The 20,223-nt window shown below is 66.9% G+C and carries 17 protein-coding genes; 2 read left to right on the top strand and 15 right to left on the bottom strand.

Annotated elements, in window-relative coordinates; genetic code table 11:
- Positions 1 to 46: 46 nt before the first annotated feature.
- Genes QSJ18_RS04185 through QSJ18_RS04170 form a run of 4 tightly spaced genes read right to left on the bottom strand, consistent with a single transcriptional unit; the run spans position 47 to position 5,118 of the window.
- On the bottom strand, positions 47 to 2,428 hold the full coding sequence (locus QSJ18_RS04185; protein ID WP_286324993.1) for an excinuclease ABC subunit UvrA: 2,382 nt from the start codon (positions 2,426 to 2,428) through the stop codon (positions 47 to 49).
- Between the two features lie 59 nt (positions 2,429 to 2,487).
- Complete coding sequence (locus QSJ18_RS04180) at positions 2,488 to 2,898, bottom strand: VOC family protein (RefSeq protein ID WP_286324992.1); 411 nt, start codon at positions 2,896 to 2,898, stop codon at positions 2,488 to 2,490.
- A 10-nt stretch (positions 2,899 to 2,908) separates the two neighbouring features.
- Positions 2,909 to 3,352, bottom strand: a complete 444-nt coding sequence (locus QSJ18_RS04175) for a helix-turn-helix transcriptional regulator (protein ID WP_286324991.1) — start codon at positions 3,350 to 3,352, stop codon at positions 2,909 to 2,911.
- A 44-nt stretch (positions 3,353 to 3,396) separates the two neighbouring features.
- Complete coding sequence (locus tag QSJ18_RS04170; RefSeq protein WP_462475980.1) at positions 3,397 to 5,118, bottom strand: phospho-sugar mutase; 1,722 nt, start codon at positions 5,116 to 5,118, stop codon at positions 3,397 to 3,399.
- 164 nt (positions 5,119 to 5,282) lie between these two features.
- On the opposite strand from QSJ18_RS04170, the gene QSJ18_RS04165 reads away from it, so the two are divergent.
- Positions 5,283 to 6,500 (top strand): NAD(P)/FAD-dependent oxidoreductase, encoded by a 1,218-nt coding sequence (locus QSJ18_RS04165; RefSeq protein ID WP_286324990.1) that lies wholly within the window; start codon positions 5,283 to 5,285, stop codon positions 6,498 to 6,500.
- Between the two features lie 22 nt (positions 6,501 to 6,522).
- On the opposite strand, the gene QSJ18_RS04160 is transcribed toward QSJ18_RS04165, so the two are convergent.
- The 6 genes from QSJ18_RS04160 to QSJ18_RS04135 form a co-directional block, all read right to left on the bottom strand.
- Positions 6,523 to 7,518: an oxygenase MpaB family protein gene (locus QSJ18_RS04160; RefSeq protein ID WP_286324989.1), complete on the bottom strand. Its 996-nt coding sequence runs from the start codon at positions 7,516 to 7,518 to the stop codon at positions 6,523 to 6,525.
- A 192-nt stretch (positions 7,519 to 7,710) separates the two neighbouring features.
- Positions 7,711 to 8,457 (bottom strand): VOC family protein, encoded by a 747-nt coding sequence (locus QSJ18_RS04155; RefSeq protein ID WP_286324988.1) that lies wholly within the window; start codon positions 8,455 to 8,457, stop codon positions 7,711 to 7,713.
- On the bottom strand, positions 8,454 to 8,861 hold the full coding sequence (locus QSJ18_RS04150) for a hypothetical protein (protein ID WP_286324987.1): 408 nt from the start codon (positions 8,859 to 8,861) through the stop codon (positions 8,454 to 8,456). Before QSJ18_RS04150 ends, QSJ18_RS04155 begins: the two co-directional genes overlap by 4 nt.
- 74 nt (positions 8,862 to 8,935) lie before the next feature.
- On the bottom strand, positions 8,936 to 9,190 hold the full coding sequence (locus tag QSJ18_RS04145; RefSeq protein ID WP_286325064.1) for a DUF3263 domain-containing protein: 255 nt from the start codon (positions 9,188 to 9,190) through the stop codon (positions 8,936 to 8,938).
- 338 nt (positions 9,191 to 9,528) lie between these two features.
- Positions 9,529 to 10,686: a DUF475 domain-containing protein gene (locus tag QSJ18_RS04140; RefSeq protein WP_286324986.1), complete on the bottom strand. Its 1,158-nt coding sequence runs from the start codon at positions 10,684 to 10,686 to the stop codon at positions 9,529 to 9,531.
- Positions 10,683 to 10,964: a hypothetical protein gene (locus QSJ18_RS04135; RefSeq protein WP_286324985.1), complete on the bottom strand. Its 282-nt coding sequence runs from the start codon at positions 10,962 to 10,964 to the stop codon at positions 10,683 to 10,685. The genes QSJ18_RS04140 and QSJ18_RS04135 overlap by 4 nt, the downstream gene beginning before the upstream one ends.
- A 288-nt stretch (positions 10,965 to 11,252) precedes the next feature.
- Between QSJ18_RS04135 and QSJ18_RS04130 the strand changes: the two genes are divergently transcribed.
- Entirely contained in the window at positions 11,253 to 11,597 is a 345-nt protein-coding gene (locus QSJ18_RS04130; RefSeq protein ID WP_286324984.1) for an RNA polymerase-binding protein RbpA, read from the top strand.
- 118 nt (positions 11,598 to 11,715) lie between these two features.
- On the opposite strand, the gene QSJ18_RS04125 is transcribed toward QSJ18_RS04130, so the two are convergent.
- From QSJ18_RS04125 to cobN, 5 genes are all read right to left on the bottom strand, one after another.
- Positions 11,716 to 12,516: a polyprenol monophosphomannose synthase gene (locus QSJ18_RS04125; protein WP_286324983.1), complete on the bottom strand. Its 801-nt coding sequence runs from the start codon at positions 12,514 to 12,516 to the stop codon at positions 11,716 to 11,718.
- Positions 12,500 to 14,122: an apolipoprotein N-acyltransferase gene (gene lnt, locus QSJ18_RS04120; protein ID WP_286325063.1), complete on the bottom strand. Its 1,623-nt coding sequence runs from the start codon at positions 14,120 to 14,122 to the stop codon at positions 12,500 to 12,502. The genes QSJ18_RS04125 and lnt overlap by 17 nt, the downstream gene beginning before the upstream one ends.
- Positions 14,123 to 14,199: 77 nt before the next feature.
- A complete protein-coding gene (locus QSJ18_RS04115) occupies positions 14,200 to 15,825 on the bottom strand; it encodes an amidohydrolase (protein ID WP_286324982.1) in 1,626 nt (541 codons plus the stop codon).
- Positions 15,826 to 15,861: 36 nt separating this feature from the next.
- Entirely contained in the window at positions 15,862 to 16,386 is a 525-nt protein-coding gene (locus QSJ18_RS04110; RefSeq protein WP_286324981.1) for an FxsA family protein, read from the bottom strand.
- Between the two features lie 102 nt (positions 16,387 to 16,488).
- On the bottom strand, positions 16,489 to 20,214 hold the full coding sequence (cobN, locus tag QSJ18_RS04105; RefSeq protein WP_286324980.1) for a cobaltochelatase subunit CobN: 3,726 nt from the start codon (positions 20,212 to 20,214) through the stop codon (positions 16,489 to 16,491).
- Between the last annotated feature and the right edge of the window lie 9 nt (positions 20,215 to 20,223).

Here is a 20,223-nt window from a genome sequence, read left to right as displayed (position 1 = left end):
GACGAGAGGATATCGCGGACGCCCCGTTCGGGCGTTGGCAGGCGGGTTACCCGGCGGCACCCACGTACTCGGCGAGATGTTTACCCGTGAGGGTGGACGGGTCGGCGACCAGTTCGGCGGGTGTGCCCTCGAAAACCACCTGCCCGCCGTCGTGGCCGGCACCGGGGCCGATGTCGATGATCCAGTCCGCGCGTGCCATCACCGCCTGGTGGTGTTCGATCACGATGATCGACTTACCGCTGTCGACCAGCCGGTCGAGTAGGTCGAGTAGCTGTTCGACGTCGGCGAGATGCAACCCGGTGGTCGGCTCGTCGAGGATGTAGATCTCGGCCTTCTCCCCCATCAGTGAGGCAAGTTTCAGTCGCTGCCGCTCGCCCCCGGACAGGGTGGTCAGCGGTTGCCCGATCTTGAGGTACCCCAGCCCGACGTCGGCCAGCCGAGTCAGAATCTTGTGGGCTGCGGGGATCTTCGCCTCGCCATCGGCGAAGAAGGCCTGCGCCTGCGCCACCGACATCGACAGGACCTGGTCGATGTCGCGCCCGCCCAGGGTGTATTCGAGCACTTCCGCCTGGAACCGCTTGCCATCGCAGACCTCACACACGGTGGCGACCCCGGCCATCACAGCTAGATCCGAATAGATCATCCCGGCGCCGTTGCAGTTGGGGCAGGCGCCCTCGGAGTTGGCGCTGAACAGTGCCGGCTTCACGCCGTTGGCCTTGGCGAAGGCTTTGCGGATCGGATCGAGGACACCGGTGTAGGTCGCCGGGTTGCTGCGCCGTGAACCCTTGATCGCACTCTGGTCGATGGCGACGACACCCTCACGTCCGGCCACCGATCCGTGGATGAGTGAGCTCTTGCCCGAGCCCGCCACCCCGGTGACCGCGACGAATTGGCCGAGCGGGATGTCGACGTCGACGTCCCGCAGATTGTGCGTAGTGGCGCCACGGATCTCGACTTTGCCCGACGACGGCCGCGTTGACTCCTTGAGTCGTATCCGGTCGTCGAGGTGGTGACCGGTCACGGTGCCGCTCGCGCGCAACCCGTCGACCGTGCCCTCGAACATGACCTGCCCACCGTCGACACCCGCACCTGGCCCCAGATCGACGATGTGGTCGGCGATGGTGATGACCTCGGGCTTGTGTTCGACGACGAGTACCGTGTTGCCCTTGTCGCGCAGCTGACGCAGCAGCTGGTTCATTCGTTCGATGTCATGCGGGTGTAGGCCGATGGACGGTTCGTCGAAGACGTAGGTGACGTCGGTCAGAGATGAACCCAGGTGGCGAATCAGTTTGGTGCGCTGGGACTCTCCTCCGGACAGGGTTCCGGCCGGACGGTCCAGCGACAGGTAACCCAGACCGATGTCGACGAAGGACTGGAGGTTGGCGCGCAGACCGGCGAGCAGCGGCGCGGCCGATGGCTCATCGATGCCGTCGACCCAGTCGGCCAGGTCGCTGATCTGCATCGCGCATGCGTCGGCGATGCTGAGACCGTTGATCGTCGACGACCGCGCCGCCGCCGACAGTCGGGTGCCGCCACAGTCGGGGCACTCGGCGAAGGCGATCGCCCGGTCGACGAAGGCCCGGATGTGCGGCTGCATCGCCTCGCGATCCTTCGACAGCATCGACTTCTTAATCTTCGGGATCAGTCCCTCGTAGGTCAGGTTGATCCCGTCGACCTGGATCTTGGTCGGCTCCCGGTAGAGCAGGTCGTCGAGTTGCTTCTTGGTGAACGTGGCGATCGGCTTGTCCGGATCGAAGTACCCGCATCCGCGGAAGATCCGGCCATACCATCCGTCCATGCTGTAACCCGGAATGGTCAGCGCGCCGTCGTTGAGCGACTTCGTCTCGTCGTAGAGTGCGGTCAGGTCGAAGTCGGAGACCGATCCGCGGCCCTCACATCGCGGACACATGCCGCCGGTGATGGAGAAGGTGCGGCGCTCCTTGACCTGTCGTCCGCCCTTGTCGACGGTGACCGCGCCGGCTCCGCTGATCGAGGCGACGTTGAACGAGAAGGCCTGCGGCGACCCGATGTGGGGTTCACCGAGGCGGCTGAACAAGATTCGGAGGAGGGCGTTGGCGTCGGTGGCGGTGCCCACGGTAGACCGCACATTGGCGCCCATCCGTTCCTGGTCGACGATGATCGCGGTGGTCAGTCCTTCGAGAATGTCGACGTCGGGCCGCGATTGGGTGGGCATGAAGCCCTGGACGAAAGCGCTGTAGGTCTCGTTGATCATGCGCTGCGATTCGGCGGCGATCGTGCCGAAAACCAATGAACTCTTCCCCGATCCGGACACCCCGGTGAATACGGTCAACCTGCGTTTCGGCAAGTCGACGTCCACGTTCTTGAGGTTGTTCTCGCGGGCGCCGTGCACTCGGATCCAGTCGTGGCCGTCGGCGGGATGGGGTGTGCGCGTCTGTTTCGCGGACATACCTGCTTCTCTCTGGGTCTGATTCGCTGCGTCTGGGTAGGGCGGACCGGGCCTCGGGGTCAGGCCTTCTGCTGGATGCGGATCATGTTTCCGGCCGGATCACGAACCGCGCAGTCACGTACGCCATATGGCTGATCGGTGGGTTCCTGGATGATCTCGGCGTCGGTCGACTGCACGGCAGCGAAGGTGGCGTCGAGATCGTCGGCGGCCAACAGCAGGCTGGCGAAGGTGCCCTTGGCCATCATCTCGGCGATCACCTGCTGCTCATCGTCGGTGATGCCCGGTGTCGCGGTCGGCGGATAGAGCACGATGGAGGTGTCGGGCTGGCCGGCCGGACCGACGGTGATCCACCGTAAACCGTTGTAGCCGACATCGTTTCGGACCTCGAAACCGAGGACGTCGCGGTAGAAGGTCAGTGCGGCGTCGGGATCGTTCTGCGGCAGGAAGCTGGAGTGGATGGAGATGCTCATGATGCCAACCCTACTGAGATGCCGGCGGCGGGACTTCTCGATTCCTGATCGGTCTGGTGACCTGTTTGGCCACGCACGACGGGATGCCCGCGGTGGCCTCGGTCTGCGTCTGGCGGTAGACGCTCGGCGACATCCCGACCAACTCGGTGAACCGTGTGCTGAACGTGCCCAGCGACGTGCAGCCGACGGTGAAACACACCTCGGTGACGCTGAGGTCGCCCCGGCGCAACAGATTCATCGCGCGCTCGATCCGCCTGGTCATCAGATACGAATACGGTGACTCGCCATAGGCTTTCCGGAACAGCCTGCTGAGGTGACCGGCAGACATGTTGACCCCGCGGGCCAGCGCCTCGACGTCGAGCGGTTCGGCGTAGTCGCGGTCGATGCGATCACGCACCCGGCGCAGCGACGCCAGGTCGCGTAGTCGTTGTTGATCTGCGGAGAGGGCACTCACCTTCGCCAATGCTAGTCGGTACCCGCGCAGCGGTGGAGACCGTTTCAGGTCAATCCGAGCACGGCGGTCATGTCGTCGGCCAGCATCCGTAGCCGGTGCGCGGCCGCCTCGCGTGGCACGCGGCCATCGTCGGCACAGGACAGGACGACTTCGAGGTAGCACTTGAGTTTGGGTTCGGTGCCCGACGGTCGGACGATGACCCGGGCGTCGTCGGCGGTGCGGATCAGCAGGCCGTCGGTCGGCGGCAGGTCCGCCGAACCAGTCGCGAGGTCACGGAATTCGACGACCGGTGAACCGGCCAGCGCGGACACGCCGCGCGCACGCAGGCGAGTCATCGCGGTGCCGATCGTCGCCGGATCCGACACCCGGAAACTCAACGGCGCGGTGGCGTGCAGACCATGTCGGCGGGCCAGGTCGTCGAGCAGGTCGTCGAGGCACCGGCCGGCGGTCCGAGCTGCTTCGACCAGTGTGACGACGCGAACCATCGTTGAGATGCCGTCCTTGTCGGCGACCGCCGCGGGGTCGGTGCAGTAGCCGATCGCTTCCTCGTACCCGAACCGCAAATCCGGTGTCCGTGCGATCCATTTGAATCCGGTGAGGGTGAACCGATGTCGGAGTCCGTGTGCCGCTGCGACATGAGCAAGCAGACGACTCGACACGATGGAGCAGGCGAGAGTATCGCCGGGCCGATCGTGGTCGGCGGCGGCCTGTTCGCCCAGCAACGCGCCGAGCTCGTCGCCGGTGAGCCTGCGCCACCCGCCGTCGCGTCCCGGGATGGCGACCGCGCAGCGGTCGGCATCCGGATCGAGTGCGATCACCACGTCCGCGGAAACCTTGCGCGCCAGCGAGATCGACGCGTCGAGGACCCCGGGTTCCTCCGGATTGGGAAAGGCGACCGTCGGGAACCCCGGGTCGGGATCGATCTGTTCGGCTACGACGTGGACGTCGTCGATCCCGGCCCGCACCAGTACCTGCCGGGCGACCTGACCACCGACTCCGTGCAGCGCGGTCAGTACGACCCGCACCGCGGCCGGGCCACTGCGCGTCCGCAATGCCGCGGTGCGGTCCACGTAGTCGTCGACGATCCTGCTCGCCTCCGGTGTTGTGTCCGGTGCGACTTCCCGGCGGATCTCGATGGCGGGCGGCGCGGCTGCGATCCGGTCCGCTATCGCGGTGTCCGCGGGCGGCACGATCTGGACGCCGCGAGCGTGGGGGTCGAGGGTGGGACCACCGAGGTAGACCTTGTATCCGTTGTCCGCCGGCGGATTGTGTGAGGCGGTGACCATAATCCCGGCCGCGCAGTCGAGTGCGCGGACCGCATAGGCGACCAGCGGTGTCGGCAACTGGGCGGGCAGCGCGAACACCTCGAGGCCGGCCGCGGCCAGGACCCCCGTCGTGGCCGCGAAGAACTCCGCGGAACCCCGGCGTGCGTCACAACCGACCACCACCCGGGCACCGGGTCCGACCGTGTCGAGCACATAACGTGCGACCCCGGCGGTTGCACGCGTCACCACCGCGACGTTCATCCGTGACTCCCCCGCACCGACCTCGCCACGTAATCCGGCCGTGCCGAAGGTCAGCGGTCCGGTGAAGCGACCGGCCAGGTCGGCGAGCGCGGCGTCGTCGCCCGCCTGGGTGGCCGTGATGATCGCGTCGAGTTCGGCACGCGTGGCGGGATCCGGGTCGCCCGAACACCAGCGGATGGCACGACGGATGAGATCCCCGGTGGACTCCACATCCTGGTGAGCCGAGTCGTCGTGATCCACGTGCGATCCTCATTCCACTCTGTCCCGATGTCGAAGGACATCCCTACGTGCGCCGCGGACGCACCGAATCCGCGCGCCGGATGAGCAGACCGTACCAACCTACGTCGTCCGGAGTATCTCGGCGGCAGCCCACCGACATGGCACACCGGTGAGACCATCGAGCGATGACAGAGTCACCGGCGAGCCCCGCCGATCCCGACCGGGCCGTCGCCACGCCCGAGGTATCGCGGTCCGCACCCGACGTCGACGTCGACACGCTGGTTGTCGGGGCCGGCGTCATCGGACTGGCCGTCGCGCGCAGGCTGTCGCGGGTGAACCGCCGGGTCGCGGTGATCGAGGCCATGGATGAGATTGGGACACAGGTCAGTTCGCGCAGTTCCGAGGTCATCCATGCGGGCATCTACTACGCGGCCGACAGTCTGAAGGCGCGGCTCTGTGTGCGCGGTCGCGACGAGTTGTACCGCTACTGCGCCGATCACGGTGTGCCGCACCGGCGAATCGGCAAGCTCATCGTCGCCGCCGACGAGTCGCAGATGCCCGGCCTGGAGAGGATCCGCGCGCACGCCGACGCCAACGGAGTGCATGATCTGCGGCTGCTCCGCGGCGACGAACTGCACCGGCGCGAACCGGCACTGCGAGGAGTGGGCGCGCTGCTCTCGCCGTCGACCGGCATTGTCGACTCCGCCGCACTGATGCGTGCCTTCGTCCGGGACATCGGGGCGGCCGAGGGGATTGTCGCGCTGCGTACCGGGCTGCGCGCCGCCCATGCCGATAGGTCCGGATTTGTCGTCGAACTCGGCGACGGGACCGGACTGCGCTGCCACGAACTGATCAACTGCGCTGGTCTCGTTTCCTGGTCGGTCGCCGAATCCGTCACCGTGGCAAAGTCATTGGCAGTTACTGAAGCCGTGTCCACGATCCCCCCGCGCTACCTGGCGAAGGGAAACTACTTCGGGCTGGCGTCCGGGTCGGCACCCTTCGATCATCTGGTCTATCCGCTGCCTGTCGATGGTGGTCTGGGAGTACACCTGACGCTGGACCTGGCCGGCGCGGCCCGATTCGGGCCGGATGTGCAGTGGCTGCCCTCCGACGCCGACGACAACACCGTGGACCTGCGGGTCGACGAAACACGAGTTGCACAATTCGCCACGGCGATCGGCAACTACTGGCCGGACCTGACCGCGGACATGTTGGTGCCTGCCTATGCGGGGATCCGACCGAAGGTCTCCGGGCCGGGTATGCCCGCCGCCGACTTCGTGATCAGCGGGCCTCGGGTCCACCGGATCCCCGGGCTGGTGCACCTGTTCGGCATCGAATCCCCCGGCCTCACATCGTGCCTGGCGATCGCCGAGGAGGTCGAGCGCGAACTCGCCACCGCCTGACGATGCGGCGGTGGCGATCCGACTACTCGACACCCCGGCGGGCGTGCGCATACGCCGCGCCCTGCTTCTCCCGCTTCTTCATCGCGACGATGGCGTCGTGGTGCCGTCGGGCGTGGTAGGCCAACGGGAAATAGGTCACCCGCTCGGGCAGGACCCGATACGCGCCGCGCACCACCGCGTGCATCCGCTCGAGCTGCCGCTGTTCGTCATCGCTCCACGTCACGCCCAGGATCTCGCGTACGCGAGGATCCATCACCCCGACGGTGGTGAGGTAGTTGAACCGTTGCAACGGGATCGATGCCTTGGCCGCGATCGCCGTCACGAGGCGGCGGGCCGGGATGTTGCGGGGAATCGCCGGGGCGGCCTGCATCTGCTCGATGAGTTCGACGGCCACCGGATGGCGCACGAGCTTGTTCTCGACGAAGTCGTCGAAGTACTCGCCGAACTCCTCCACCGTTGTCGGGTAACCCTTCATCGGCACCTGGACGATCTTGGCGATGCGCCGGTTGTCCTCGAGGAGCTCGCGCTGTTCGACGACGCTGAACTGGCGGCCGACGAGCAGCGGTGCGCTCGACAGCAGTGTCGGAAACGCCGTGGCGATGACCCAGGCGTAGGCCTCCGGGTTCAGCGCACTGATGTGTTTGCCGTCGGCGTTGCGCATCTGCAGCGGCTGATGCATCTTGCGCAGTCGTTTGCCCTCCTCGAGGGCCTCGGTTCCGCCGTAGATCCAGCGCATGACCGAATCCGTCGAGCGGATGGCCCGACCGAGCGGGTCGGTGCGGAAGACCGAGTACTTGTCCACCACATCACCGATGATCGGATGCATCACCTGCATGACGAAGGCGGCGCCGTTGACCGGCAGAAAGGTGAAGTGGCCGGTCAGTTCGGCGGTCAGCGAATCCGGCGAGATGAGCTCGATCTCGTCGTCGGCGTTGTTGATCAGGTGATCGCCACCGGGGAGTACCTCGTCGGCGGGATCGACCGGTGCTGCGTCGGCCTTGTCGTGTACCGCGGTCATGAAACCCCCTGGCGTAGCGCGTCTGACAGTGTCATATGGATGGGTCGTCGTCATATGGATGGGTCGTCGTCATATGGATGGGCCGTCATGAGTACTACAGCGCCCTCAATTCGATAACGTCCGTAGTCAGATTAACTCATGAAGTGTGCCCTGCGCCACACCTGGCCGGAACTCGCCTCGGGATGGCCGCTCTCAGCTGCCCTGCTCGATTACGACGGTGCGAGTGCTCAGCGCCCGGTCGCGAACGGTGAAGATGCGGGTTCCCGGTTTGGCGCCCCGACGGATGTCTGAGACGGGCATGCCGGCCTGATGCAGGCGCGCATGGCTGAGTTCGATATCGGCGGACCGCCACGCCAGTCCCCATAGCTCGACTGGCCCGGCGCCGTCGGCCTCGTCGCCGTCGGCCTCGTTGACGATGACCTCGAAGATGAGGTCGTCGGCGCGGAAGAACAGTTGGTGGACGCCATCGGCCAGGGTGCGGTCGAGGCGGAAGTCGAAACCCAGTGTCGCCCCGAACAATGCGAGGGCCTGGTCCCGCCCGCGACACATGTAGACCAGGTGGTCCATACCGGTGATGTCGCTGGCTGTGATGTCGCCGGCGGTCGTAGTCGGATCGGGGTCGACGTTCGTGTGTGTGACGCCGATGATGCCGAAGGGCGCCTCCGCGGCGATCAGCTCGTCGGCATGGGCGGGGCTAGTCGGCGCGGTGAAGGGCAGGCCACGGCGCGCGAGCAGCCGCGCCCGCGTGTCCGGATCAACGGTGAACAGGTAGGTGCGATTGACCGCATCGGCGTCGACGAGGCGGATCGTCGCATTCCCACGACCGATCACCGTGCTCTCGGTGCGATCGAGCAGCGTGTCGTACGCGGCCCGGCTTCGGGTGGGGTCGGCTGATGCGAGCGAGATCTCGACGGCCGGGGTGGGTGCGTACGCGGTCACCGCTTCTTCTTACCCTTGCCCCGCTGCGGGATGTGCCGTGGGCGCCGACCGCGTGCCGATTCGTCCTCCGAAAGGCGCGGTGAACTGGTGATATGCCAGCAACCGCACCGACACAGGTAGGAACGCAACTCGACACCACTTCGCCGGTATCGCCGTCCGTAGTCGATCGCCTCCCGCACCTGCGCGGGATCGGTGTAGGCCACCTTGTCCGGTGTGGGGCAGGGCTGCCTCCGGCGATCGCTGCGGTCGCCCCGACCACGCCCGGAGCCCTCGTCGCTGTCGCGACCGCGGACGCTGCGATGGATCGGCGTCGGCCCCCGGCGACGTACCGGCTCGTTCGCCGCGGTCCGCCACTCGATCTCGCGGTAGTAGGCCGCGAGATCGTCGTCGGAGAACGGGGACACGCGCGTGAGGTTACTCCCCCGCCTCGGCGTCGGGCATGTCCGAGCGTCGTCGGCGGCCGACCGAACAGCGACGATCAGCGGGCCATCCAAAGGCGGCGTCGAATGACCTCGCGCATACGACGCAACTCCGCCTGGGTCAGTGCCTCCGGCGGATCGTTGTCCACCAGGCGTCCGACCTCGGCGAAGAAATCGCGGTCGTCCACACCGAACTGTTCGACGATCTGACGCGAGGATCCGCCACCGAGCGGATACCACTCGGTCTCGAACTGGAGCATCTCGCGCTGACGACTGTCGAGCGTCGAGCTGTTGTCCAGCACCAGCTTCTCCATCGTCGCCGCCCTGTCTCGTCCTGACTTGTCCATTGCTGCCTTGTCCACCGCAACCACCACGTTGTGAGTCGTGAGTCCAAAAGTCGTGAGTCCAAAAGTCGCCGTATCCGGTGCCGCCGGACTCGCCGTCGCCGTCATTTGTACACCGTCGCCGCTCCGGACAACACCGTCTTTCTCGCGATGATTCCCAGTCTGGTGCACCGTGGTGGAACGACGCTGCGCGAACACCGGCAAATGGTGGTTCGTACATTCCGAATCCGCTGCGGCGCAACGACAGCGCGCCATGTCCGATTCGAGCGGAACGACCGGCTATCGGTGCCGCACGCGTCCGTGCCGCGTCACCGTGGCACGCCTGCGTCCGCGCCCGTCGGGTCGGCCTGTCGGCGGGCTGCGGTACGGGCATCGCGACGATTGGCACGAATGCTGCTGAGCAATGACGCTCCGATGAAGAGCACCCCGATCAGCCCGGTGATGACCTCGGGGATGTGGTGGGCGATGCTGACGAGCAAGATCACCGCGAGCGCACCGATCGCCCAGTGCGCCCCGTGCTCGAGATAGCGGTACTGCGACAAGGTTCCCTTGCGCACGAGATAGATCGTGATCGACCGGACGAACATCGCGCCGATGAACCCCAGCCCCAGCGCGATGAGAATCGGGTCCGCGGTGATCGCGAAGGCGCCGATGACGCCGTCGAAGGAGAAGGTGGCGTCGAGGACTTCCAGATACAAGAACAGGAAGAAGCCCGCCTTGCCCACCGCACGGGTGACCGTGGTCGGCCCGCTCAGATGGACATGGCCGGTGTCGTCGACGGTGTCGGTCACCTCGTATCCCGGACCGGACACCTCGAACAGCGAACTGAGCCCGTCCACGAGGAGATAGACGATGATGCCCAGCAGGCCGGCGACCAGCACCGTGGTGCGATCGTCGTCGGCGGCCACATACTGGGCGAAGACCAGCAGACTGCTCGCGGCGATCACGATCGACAGGGTCTCGAGTTTGCCGATCGCGCCGAGTGGCCGTTCCAGCCACGTCAGCCAGGTGCGTTCACGGTCGGTGAGCACGAAGTTCAGGAACAGCAGCAGCAGGAACATCCCGCCGAACGAGGCGATCTGCGGATTGGCCTCTTCGAGGAGCAGTTCGTAGCTTGGGCTGCCATCGGCGAAGTGGTCGGCTCCGTCAGGCGGTGGGTTCAGCGCCAGTCGCATAGCCTCGGCCGGATCGAGTCCCGCAGTTATCCACACGATCGCCAGCGGAAAGATCAGCCGCATACCGAATACGGCGATGATGACGCCGACCGTCAGGAACATCCGCTGCCAGAAGTCGCTCATCCGCGCCAGGACGGTGGCGTTGATGACCGCGTTGTCGAAGGACAGCGAGACCTCGAGGATGCCGAGAATCGCGCACAGCACCAGTCCCGTCCACCCGGCGTAGCCGAAGGCGACCGCGAGCGCGGCCAACGACACCAGGGCGGACAGTCCGAAGACACGAACAATCACCGGAGTTTCTCTGCTTCCTTCGCGCACTGCAGGACCTGTGCCGCGAGCTCGGCGAGGGTCGAGTGGTCGGCATGTTCGGCGACCGCGATGTCGAGGTCCTCGGCCGCGCAACGCAACGCGAACATTCGATCACCGATGTCGGCGACCTCCGCGGCGGACAAGATGACCGCGTCGTCGGGGATCGAGGTCCCGGCGACGAGGGAACGCTGCTCGTATGCGCGCTGTCGGCAGGACCTCTTGCAGTATTTGCGGCGACGTCCGAGTTCGGAGTCGACCATGCTGCTGCCGCACCACGCACACGCGTACGGGCGTCGGCGTCTGCCTAGGGTCTCCACGTCGCCAACCTACCGTGCGCACCGGTAACGACTCACATGCGACATCCACTCCCGGCGGGCGGGTAGAATAGTCCTGTTGACGACCCTGCGCGCGACGCGGTACCGAGATTCGGGCTCAGTTCGCATGCGGAGTTCGGTCCGAGCCGCGCCTCATGCAGCCCGGGAACGACACGACCGGAACGGGCCGAGATGTCGTCAGCCGCACACGACTCAGGTTGAGAGGAACATTCCATGGCAGATCGAGTACTTCGGGGTAGCCGCCTCGGTGCGGTGAGCTACGAAACCGATCGTGACCACGATCTCGCGCCCCGCCGCATCGTCCAGTACCGCACCGACAACGGTGAGATCTTTGACGTCCCGTTCGCCGACGACGCCGAGGTGCCGTCGAAGTGGCCGTGCAAGAACGGTATGGAGGGCACGATTCTCGAGGGTGCAGAACCCGAGGAGAAGAAGGGCAAGCCGCCACGCACCCACTGGGACATGCTGCTCGAACGTCGCAGCGAAGAAGAGCTCGAGGTGCTGCTGAACGAGCGCCTCGACCTGCTCAAGCAGCGTCGCAAGGGCATTTCGAACTGAATCGGCACGGACCGCCAACCCGGTCCGGACCGCAAGCGAGGAGGGTGGGACGCCGACCGGCGTCCCACCCTCCTCGCTTGTTGCGGCTATTTGTTGCGGCCTGCATATCCGGCTGCGGCTATGTCGAGCGACCGATCCCCAGCCGTTCGAGGCGGCTCTGGATACCCCAGCGGGCGACCATGGTAAACGCCTCGGTCATCACCCCGCCGCTCATCTTCGACTCCCCGACCTCCCGTTCGGTGAAGGTGATCGGCACCTCGCGGACGTCGAAACCGGCTCGCACCGAGCGCCAGGCCAGGTCGATCTGGAAGCAGTAGCCCGCCGATTCGACAGTGTCGAGTTCGATCTTCTCCAACACGATGCGGCGGTAGGCGCGGAAGCCTGCGGTGATGTCGTGCACCTTCGCGCCGAGGGCCAGCCGGGCATAAGTATTGGCGCCGCGCGAGAGGAACTCCCGGCGCTTGGGCCAGTTCACCAGTTTGCCGCCCGGGACATATCGCGATCCGATGGCCAGGTCTGCGCCGTCGTTCACCGCGTCCAGCAGGCGGTGCAACTGTTCGGGAGCGTGGCTGCCGTCGGCATCCATCTCGATGATGACCCGATAGTCGCGGTCGAGACCCCACGCGAAGCCGGCCAGGTAGGCGCGGCCGAGGCCATCCTTCTCGACCCGGTGCATGACGTGGATCGTCGACGGTGAGGCAGCAGCGAGTTCGTCGGCGACGTCGCCGGTGCCGTCCGGGCTGGAGTCATCGACGACCAGCACGTGAATGCCGGGCAGCGCGGTGTGCAGCCGATCGATGATCAGCGGCAGATTGTCGCGCTCATTGAACGTCGGGACGACGACCAGGGCGCCCGCGCCGTCGGCCTCGACGACCTGCCGCGGTGCACCGCCAGATGTTGAGTCATTCTCCGAGGTCATCGAGCTCCTTCGCATTGCCGGGGACGCTGGTACGTCCCGCAGTGAACCTAGTACGCGACGTGACCGCAAACAAAAGACCGACCAACAAACAGATGATCATGATGGTTTGCGGCCACTCGCCCAGCCTCGTCGCCAGCGTCGTATCCCGATGTAGTGGTAGGCGACTCTGCAGTACAGCCGGGGTGAAAATCTCCGAATGTGACTCGATCGTGCCATCGGGTTCGACGAGGGCACTGACTCCGCTGGTTGCCGCGACCACCACGGCCCGGCCGTGTTCGACGGCCCGTACCTGAGACATGGCCAGCTGCTGATAGGTCATCGTGGTACGACCGAAGGTCGCATTGTTGGTCGGCACGAACAGCAACTGGGCGCCGTCGTCCACCGCAGCGCGGGCGGCACGGTCGAAGGCGACCTCCCAGCAGGTGGCGATCCCGACGGTGAGCGTGCCCGTGTCGGTCGGGACCGGGATCGCCGACGGGCCGTGGCCGGGCTGCATGTTGCCGGCCATGTCGGCGTAGGACGAGAACAACCGGAAGAACGACCGCCACGGCAGGTACTCGCCGAACGGCTGGACGATGTGTTTGTCGTAACGGGCAACCGGCCCGCGCCGTCCATCCCACACCAGCACCGTATTCGTCGGCCTGCCCTGGGTGTCGCGCGCGAGGGTGCCCAGCACGATCGGCGCGCCGACCGCGACCGACGCTGCGGTGATCTCCTCGGCGGCGTCGGGATTGGTCAACGGCGAGATATCGGAGGCGTTCTCCGGCCAGAAGACGACGTCGGGCTGCTCGGCCGCCCCGGTGCGGATCGCGTCGGCCAGCCCGAGGGTGGTGCGTACATGGTTGTCGAGGACCGCGCGGCGCTGCGCGTTGAACTCCAGACCGAGACGCGGAACGTTCCCCTGGATGGCCGCCACCCGAATCGACGATCCGGAGACGTTGCGGTCGAGGGTGGACGGCGTCAGCGCGATCGCCGACACCGGTGCGAGCAGCGCGAGCACCACCGCGGCGGCAGCGGCACGTACCTGTGGGCCGGCTTCGGTACCCGAATGCCGGTAGGCCCGGATCAGAATGTGGATCAACCAGACGACCCCGGCACCGAAGAGGGCGACCGCCGCCGACAGGCCGGGTGCCCCCACCGCCGCCGCCAGCGGCAGCAACGGCCCCTCGACTTGGCTGAATGCCGCACGGCCCCAGGGGAATCCGCCGAACGGAAATCCGGACCGCAGGGCTTCGACGAACACCCACGACAAGGTGAACCACACCGGCGGACAAGGCAACCTGGTGGTCAGCACCGCGATCACACCGAACAGTGCCTGATAGCCGGCGAGCGCCACCGCCAGCGCGAGCCATGGCAGCGGACCGACATAGACACCCACCCACGGAAGCAGGGGGACGAAGAAGCCCAGACCGTAGACGAAACCGAGCCAGGCGCCGGTCCGCACCCGTGGCCGGGACACCGTCAGTGCGGCGAACAGCAATCCAGTCGAGACGACGGCGAGGAACCAAGCGGTATGCGGCGGAAACGCAGCCCACATCGCGATCCCGGCCACCAGTGCGACCGCCGTGCGCAGCGCCCAGATGAGCCGGGCACGTCGCTGAGGCATGCCGGTCGGCGATGCGACGCGATCCGGGTCGTCGGCGGGTACCGGAGTCGGTTGCTCCGGGGTCTGTTGGGGTGACGTCACGCGTCGTCCCGTGCGTACACCACGGTGCCGGCGTGCACGGTCCGCACGCACTCGGGCAGCCGGGCGCCCGGTGCGACATCGGGTAGCGCGGGCACCCGGGACCGAGGATCGGTCGACCATCGCTGGACGTTCTCATGGGAACCGGCCACCACGAGATCGTCGACCTCCCAGATCGCATAACTCGCGGGGGCACCCGCCTCCAGCGTGCCGGTCAGGCCGTCGTTGACTCCCCCGGCTCGCCAACCGCCTCGTGTGCAGGCGGCGAAGGCACCTCGTGCCGAGATCGCGTTCCGCGGTTGATGGTGGTGCACAGCGGCCCGGATCGTCGACCACGGATCGACGGGCGTCACCGGCGCGTCGGACGAGAAGGACAACGGCACGCCGGTTCTGGCGAGCATGGCGAAGTCGTTGAGACCGGCCGCGCGGTCGCGCCCCAGCCGCTGGACATAGAGATCATCTGGCCCGCCCCACGCGGCGTCGAACAGCGGCTGCATACTCGCGAGCACACCACACCGGGCCAGGGTCTGCGCCTGCGTGGCGGTGACCATCTCGGCGTGTTCGAGGCGATGCGCACACCGCGCCAGCGCCGGCGTACCCAGTTCCGCCGCAAGTTCGTCGAAAGCCGCGACGACGAGTTCGGTGGCGGCGTCGCCGATGACATGGAACCCGGCCTGCACACCGGCCTGGGTGCACGCGCGGACATGGTCACGCACCTGGTGGTAGTCGAGATAAGAGATGCCGGACGTGCCGGGGGCGTCGGTGTAAGGCGCGGACAACCAGGCGGTGTGTGAGCCGATCGCACCGTCGATGAACAGATCCCCGGCCAGACCGTCGGCCCGGGTGATGGTCAGCAGCTCGCGCGCCTGCTCCGCGTCGGCAACGGCCTGCCCCCAGTAACGGCGGACCTGGACCGGATGTTCGAGATCGGCGAGGGCGAGCATGTCGTCGAGACCGCTGATATCCGGACCGGCGTTCTCGTGCACCGCGACCACGCCGTGCGCCGCAGCCTCGTCCAGAGCGCGCACCTGCGCACGGCGACGTTGCGCCGGGGTGAGCAGCGATCGGGCCGCCGCCCGCACCAGGTGATGGGCATCGGCGACCAGCGGATCGTCGGGGTGATAGCCGGGGGCATCGGCGAGATCGGGCACCAGCCGCCGCAACGCACTAGAGGCGATGGCCGAATGCTCATCGATCCGGGCCAGATACACCGGCAGGTGCCCGACCACCTCGTCGAGTTCGGCGGTCGTCGGGTGCCTGCGGTCGATGCCGTCGGCATGCTGCCAGGCCGAGTCGTCCCAACCGAGACCCCAGACGAGGTCGCCGGCCGCGACGGTGCGCGCGAACTCCGCGATGCGGCGCAGACAATCGCGCCGATCGGTCGCGGCATCGAGGGTCAACCCGTCGAGGGCCAGCCCCGTCGAGGTCAGATGAACATGGGAGTCGACGAATCCCGGGGCGACGAAACGTCCACCGAGATCGACTTCGGTCGCGCCGGGATGCAGTGCCCGACCGACCTTGTCGCTACCGACCCAGACAACGGTCCCGTCGGTGATGGCCATCGCGGTCGCATCGGGGACCGTCGAGGAGTACACGACACCGCCGAGCAGAAGTTCAGTAGCCACGATGATCCAGTGTGCCCTGCCCCGAAGGCGGACCCGCTACCGACCCTGCGGGAGGTGGGGCGGCATATTCGCGACGGTCGCGGTCGGACCGCGAGGTGTCACGTCCACCACCGACGACTCGACCACATCGGCATCGATCACCGTGCCGTCGACAACCCGACCGCGGGTGCCGGTGGCGAACATGCCGGCATTACCGACAACCGCCGCCACCTTGCGCGCACCGACGGCCATCACCAGCGGCCGCAGGGCGGCACGGGTCGGCGGCAGCAACGACAACACGCCCAGCGCGGTCGTGACGACACCCGGCACCACCAGCAGGGCCGTCGATGCGCCGAGAACCGCGGTGTCGGCCAGCGGAGCAGCCGGATCGGCACCCGCGCCGGAAGCGGTACGCAGCCGGGTGACGACCTTGCGGCCCTGCCACTGCAACAGGATGAATCCCAGTGCTGCGGCCAGCAGGGTGATGAGGATCGCCCACGCGAAACCCCAGGCCATGGTCATCGCCACGAATGCGGCGATCTCGATCGCCACGTAGGCGAGGAACAGGAAGCGCAGGCGCATGGTGAGCCTTTCTCGTGCGCGGTCATCGGCGTCTACCCCACCCAACGAACCAGGTCCCCATTTTGCTCCCATCCCGGCCGTCCGATGCGGCGGGAGTGAGCGTCAGTCGTTCCCGCGGCCCTCGATCTCACCCTCCATCCGCAGGTAGACCGCCCGCAGATCGTCGAGCATCGCAGCAGGCGGCTCGCGCCACAAGTTGCGTTCAGTCGCCTCCAGCAGCCGTTCGGCGATCCCGTGCAGCGCCCACGGATTGGATTCGGTCATGAACTTCTGGTTGACCTCGTCGAGCACATACGACTCGGTGAGCTTCTCGTACATCCAGTCCGCGACGACGTCGGTGGTCGCGTCATAGCCGAAGAGATAGTCGACGGTCGCAGCCATCTCGAAGGCGCCCTTGTACCCGTGTCGGCGCATCGCACTGATCCACCGCGGATTGACCACCCGCGCGCGGAACACACGGCTCGTCTCCTCTGACAGCGTGCGGGTCCGCACCGAATCCGGGCGGGTGCTGTCGCCGATATAGGCCTCCGGTGACGACCCGGTCAGCGCACGCACCGTAGCCACCATGCCGCCGTGGTACTGGAAGTAGTCGTCGGAGTCGGCGATGTCATGCTCGCGGGTGTCGGTGTTCTTCGCCGCCACGGCGATCCGTCGGTAGGCGCTGCGCATGTCGTCGACGGCCGGTACACCGGCCAGATCGCGACCGTAGGCGTAGCCGCCCCACTCGGTGTAGACGCGGGCGAGGTCGTCGTCGCCGCGCCAGTCCCGGGAATCGATGAGCTGCAACAATCCCGCCCCGTAGGTTCCCGGCTTGGAGCCGAAGACACGGGTGGTGGCCCGACGACGGTCCCCGTGTTCGGACAGCGATGCCCGGACGTGCGCGGCGACGAAATTCTGGTCGTCGGGTTCATCCGCGCCCGCGGCCAGCGCCACCGCGTCGTCGAGCATGGTGACCACATGCGGGAACGCGTCGCGGAAGAATCCCGAGATTCGCACGGTCACGTCGATACGCGGCCGACCGAGTTCGGCGAGGTCGATCAGCTCCAGGCTGACCACCCGGCGGGACGCGTCATCCCACACCGGCATCACGCCGAGCAGCGCGAGAACCTCGGCGACATCGTCACCGGAGGTACGCATCGCACTGGTCCCCCACACCGACAATCCGACCGAGGCCGGGTGGGTGCCGTGGTCGGCCACATACCGCTCGACGAGCGAGTCGGCCATCGCGCGGCCCGTCTCCCACGCCAATCGCGACGGCACGGCCTTCGGATCCACCGAATAGAAGTTCCGGCCGGTCGGCAGCACGTTGATCAAACCCCGCAGTGGTGAGCCGCTGGGACCCGCCGGGATGAACCCGCCGTCCAGGGCATGCAGCACCCGCGGGATCTCGTCGGTGGTCTGACGCAACCGCGGGACCACCTCGGTCGCGGCGAAGCGCAGGACGTCGGCGACGGCATCGGGATGGCCGGCCGTGACCGCCGACACCGTTTCCGCCGACCAATCCCCTGCGGCACACGCCGCGACCAGTTCACGGGCCACCGTCTCCACCGCATCGACCCGGGTCCGATCCTCCCCGCCGGGACGCGCGGCCTGTTCCTCGTCGAGTCCCAACGCCTCCCGCAGACCGGGAAGGGCGGTCGTCCCGCCCCACAACTGTCGCGCACGCAGCATCGCGAGCACCAGGTCGACTTCGGCGTCGTCGACGGGACGCTCCCCGAGCACATGCAGGCCGTCGCGGATCTGCACATCCTTGATCTCGCAGAGCCAGCCGTCGACATGCAGCAGCATGTCGTCGAAGACTTCCTCGTCGGGCCGTTCGGCCAGCCCGAGGTCGTGGTCCATCTTCGCCGCGGTGAGCAGGGTCCAGATCTGCTGACGGATCGCAGGCAGTTTCGCCGGGTCGAGAGTCGAGATGTTCGCATGCTCGTCGAGCAACTGCTCGAGCCGAGCGATGTCACCGTAGGACTCGGCACGCGCCATCGGCGGGATCAGATGGTCGACCAGTACGGCATGCGCCCGGCGCTTGGCCTGGGTGCCCTCACCCGGATCGTTCACCAGGAACGGGTAGATGAGCGGCACGTCGCCGAGGGCGGCGTCGGTGCCGCATTCCGCGGACATACCGAGAGTCTTCCCGGGCAGCCATTCCAGGTTTCCGTGTTTGCCGACGTGCACGATCGCATCCGCACCGAACCCGGTCTCGTCACGAGCCGACAGCCAGCGGTAGGACGCCAAGTAGTGATGCGACGGCGGTAGATCGGGATCGTGATAGATCGCGACGGGGTTCTCGCCGAAACCACGCGGCGGCTGCACCATGATCACCACATTGCCGAAACGCAGTGCGGCGATGACGATATCGCCGTCTGGATGCCGCGACCGGTCGACGAACATCTCACCCGGCGCCGGACCCCAGTGCTCCTCGATGTCGTCGCGCAGGGCCTCGGGCAGCGTCGCATACCAGCGGCGGTAATCTGCGGCCGGTAGCCGAATCGGGTTGGCGGCCAAGGCTTCCTCGGTCAGCCAGTCCGGATCCTGCCCACCGGTCGCGATGATCGTATGGATCAGCGCATCCGAATCATCCTCGGCCAGACCGGGAATCGGCGCCGAACCGAGGTCGTAACCGGCCTCCTTCAACGCGGTCAGTACGCGCAACAGGCTGCGCGGGGTGTCCAGACCCACCGCATTGCCGATCCGTGCGTGCTTCGTCGGATACGCCGACAACATGATGGCGACATGGCGCTGCGCGGGGGCGGTATGCCGCAACCGGGCATGGGCCGCCGCGATCCCGGCCACCCGCGCACATCGCTCATGATCGGGTCGATACCAGGGCAAACCGTCGTCGTCGAACTCCTTGAACGAGAACGGCACGGTGATGATACGACCGTCGAACTCGGGCACCGCGACCTGCGTCGCCACATCCAGCGGCGACAGACCGTCATCATTGTCCGACCAGTCCGCGCGCGACGACGTCAGACACAAACCCTGCAGGATCGGGATGTCCAGTGCCGCGAGCCGCTCGATGTTCCAGGCCTCGTCATCACCACCGGCGGAGACCGCGGCCGGGGTCGCACCACCTGCCGCAAGCACCGTCACGACCAGAGCATCGGTGCCCGCCAGGACGTCGATGAGCTCATCCGGTGCGGTCCGCAACGACGCACAGAACACCGGCAGCGCCCGCACCCCACGGTCCTCGATGGCCGCGCACAGAGCCTCGACATAACGAGTGTTGCCTGCCAGATGCTGAGCCCGGTAGTACAGCACGCCGATCGTCGGTGCCGACGCATCGACCGCGACGGTCGGCGTGCGCTCGAGCACACCCCACGCCGGGGTCTGCTGTGGCGGCTCGAATCCCAGACCGGTCAGCAAGATCGTGTCCGACAGAAAGTTGTGCAGATTCACCAGATTCGACACGCCGCCCGCGGCGAGATAATCGTGTGCCTGTGCCGCAACACCCATCGGCACCGACGAATGGGCCATCAGATCCGGATCGGGCTGCTGCTCACCCGAACACACGACCACCGGCTTACCCAATGCGGCCACCGCTGCCAGCCCGTCCTCCCAGGCGCGCGCGCCACCCAGGATTCGGACCACCACGATGTCGGCGTCACTCGCCAGTTCCGCGATGTCCTCGACAAGGATCCGGGATGGATTGGCACCCGTGTAGGACACCGTCTGACCTTCGTCTGCCGCCGGTGTTTGATCTGCGGCTGCCGCCGGTGTTCGATCTGCGGCTGCCGCTGGTGTTCGATCTGCGGCTGCCGCTGGTGTTCGATCTGCGGCTGCCGCCGCGGTCAACAGGTCGGTGTCCGAGGTCGACAGCAACAGGATCATCGGATCTCC

This window comes from Gordonia heveisoli (genome assembly GCF_030315745.1).
In the GTDB taxonomy this organism is placed as follows: Bacteria; Actinomycetota; Actinomycetes; order Mycobacteriales; family Mycobacteriaceae; genus Gordonia.
This window is presented reverse-complemented; position numbering and strand designations above follow the sequence as displayed.

Excerpts from the sequence above, each read along its gene's own strand:
- QSJ18_RS04180 (WP_286324992.1), bottom strand. The coding sequence starts at position 2,898 with ATGAGCATCTCCATCCACTCCAGCTTCCTGCCGCAGAACGATCCCGAC.
- QSJ18_RS04165 (WP_286324990.1), top strand. The coding sequence starts at position 5,283 with ATGACAGAGTCACCGGCGAGCCCCGCCGATCCCGACCGGGCCGTCGCC.
- QSJ18_RS04130 (WP_286324984.1), top strand. The coding sequence starts at position 11,253 with ATGGCAGATCGAGTACTTCGGGGTAGCCGCCTCGGTGCGGTGAGCTAC.
- QSJ18_RS04135 (WP_286324985.1), bottom strand. The coding sequence starts at position 10,964 with ATGGTCGACTCCGAACTCGGACGTCGCCGCAAATACTGCAAGAGGTCC.
- QSJ18_RS04185 (WP_286324993.1), bottom strand. The coding sequence starts at position 2,428 with ATGTCCGCGAAACAGACGCGCACACCCCATCCCGCCGACGGCCACGAC.
- QSJ18_RS04125 (WP_286324983.1), bottom strand. The coding sequence starts at position 12,516 with ATGACCTCGGAGAATGACTCAACATCTGGCGGTGCACCGCGGCAGGTC.
- QSJ18_RS04160 (WP_286324989.1), bottom strand. The coding sequence starts at position 7,518 with ATGACCGCGGTACACGACAAGGCCGACGCAGCACCGGTCGATCCCGCC.
- QSJ18_RS04145 (WP_286325064.1), bottom strand. The coding sequence starts at position 9,190 with ATGGAGAAGCTGGTGCTGGACAACAGCTCGACGCTCGACAGTCGTCAG.
- cobN (WP_286324980.1), bottom strand. The coding sequence starts at position 20,214 with ATGATCCTGTTGCTGTCGACCTCGGACACCGACCTGTTGACCGCGGCG.
- QSJ18_RS04110 (WP_286324981.1), bottom strand. The coding sequence starts at position 16,386 with ATGCGCCTGCGCTTCCTGTTCCTCGCCTACGTGGCGATCGAGATCGCC.
- lnt (WP_286325063.1), bottom strand. The coding sequence starts at position 14,122 with ATGCCTCAGCGACGTGCCCGGCTCATCTGGGCGCTGCGCACGGCGGTC.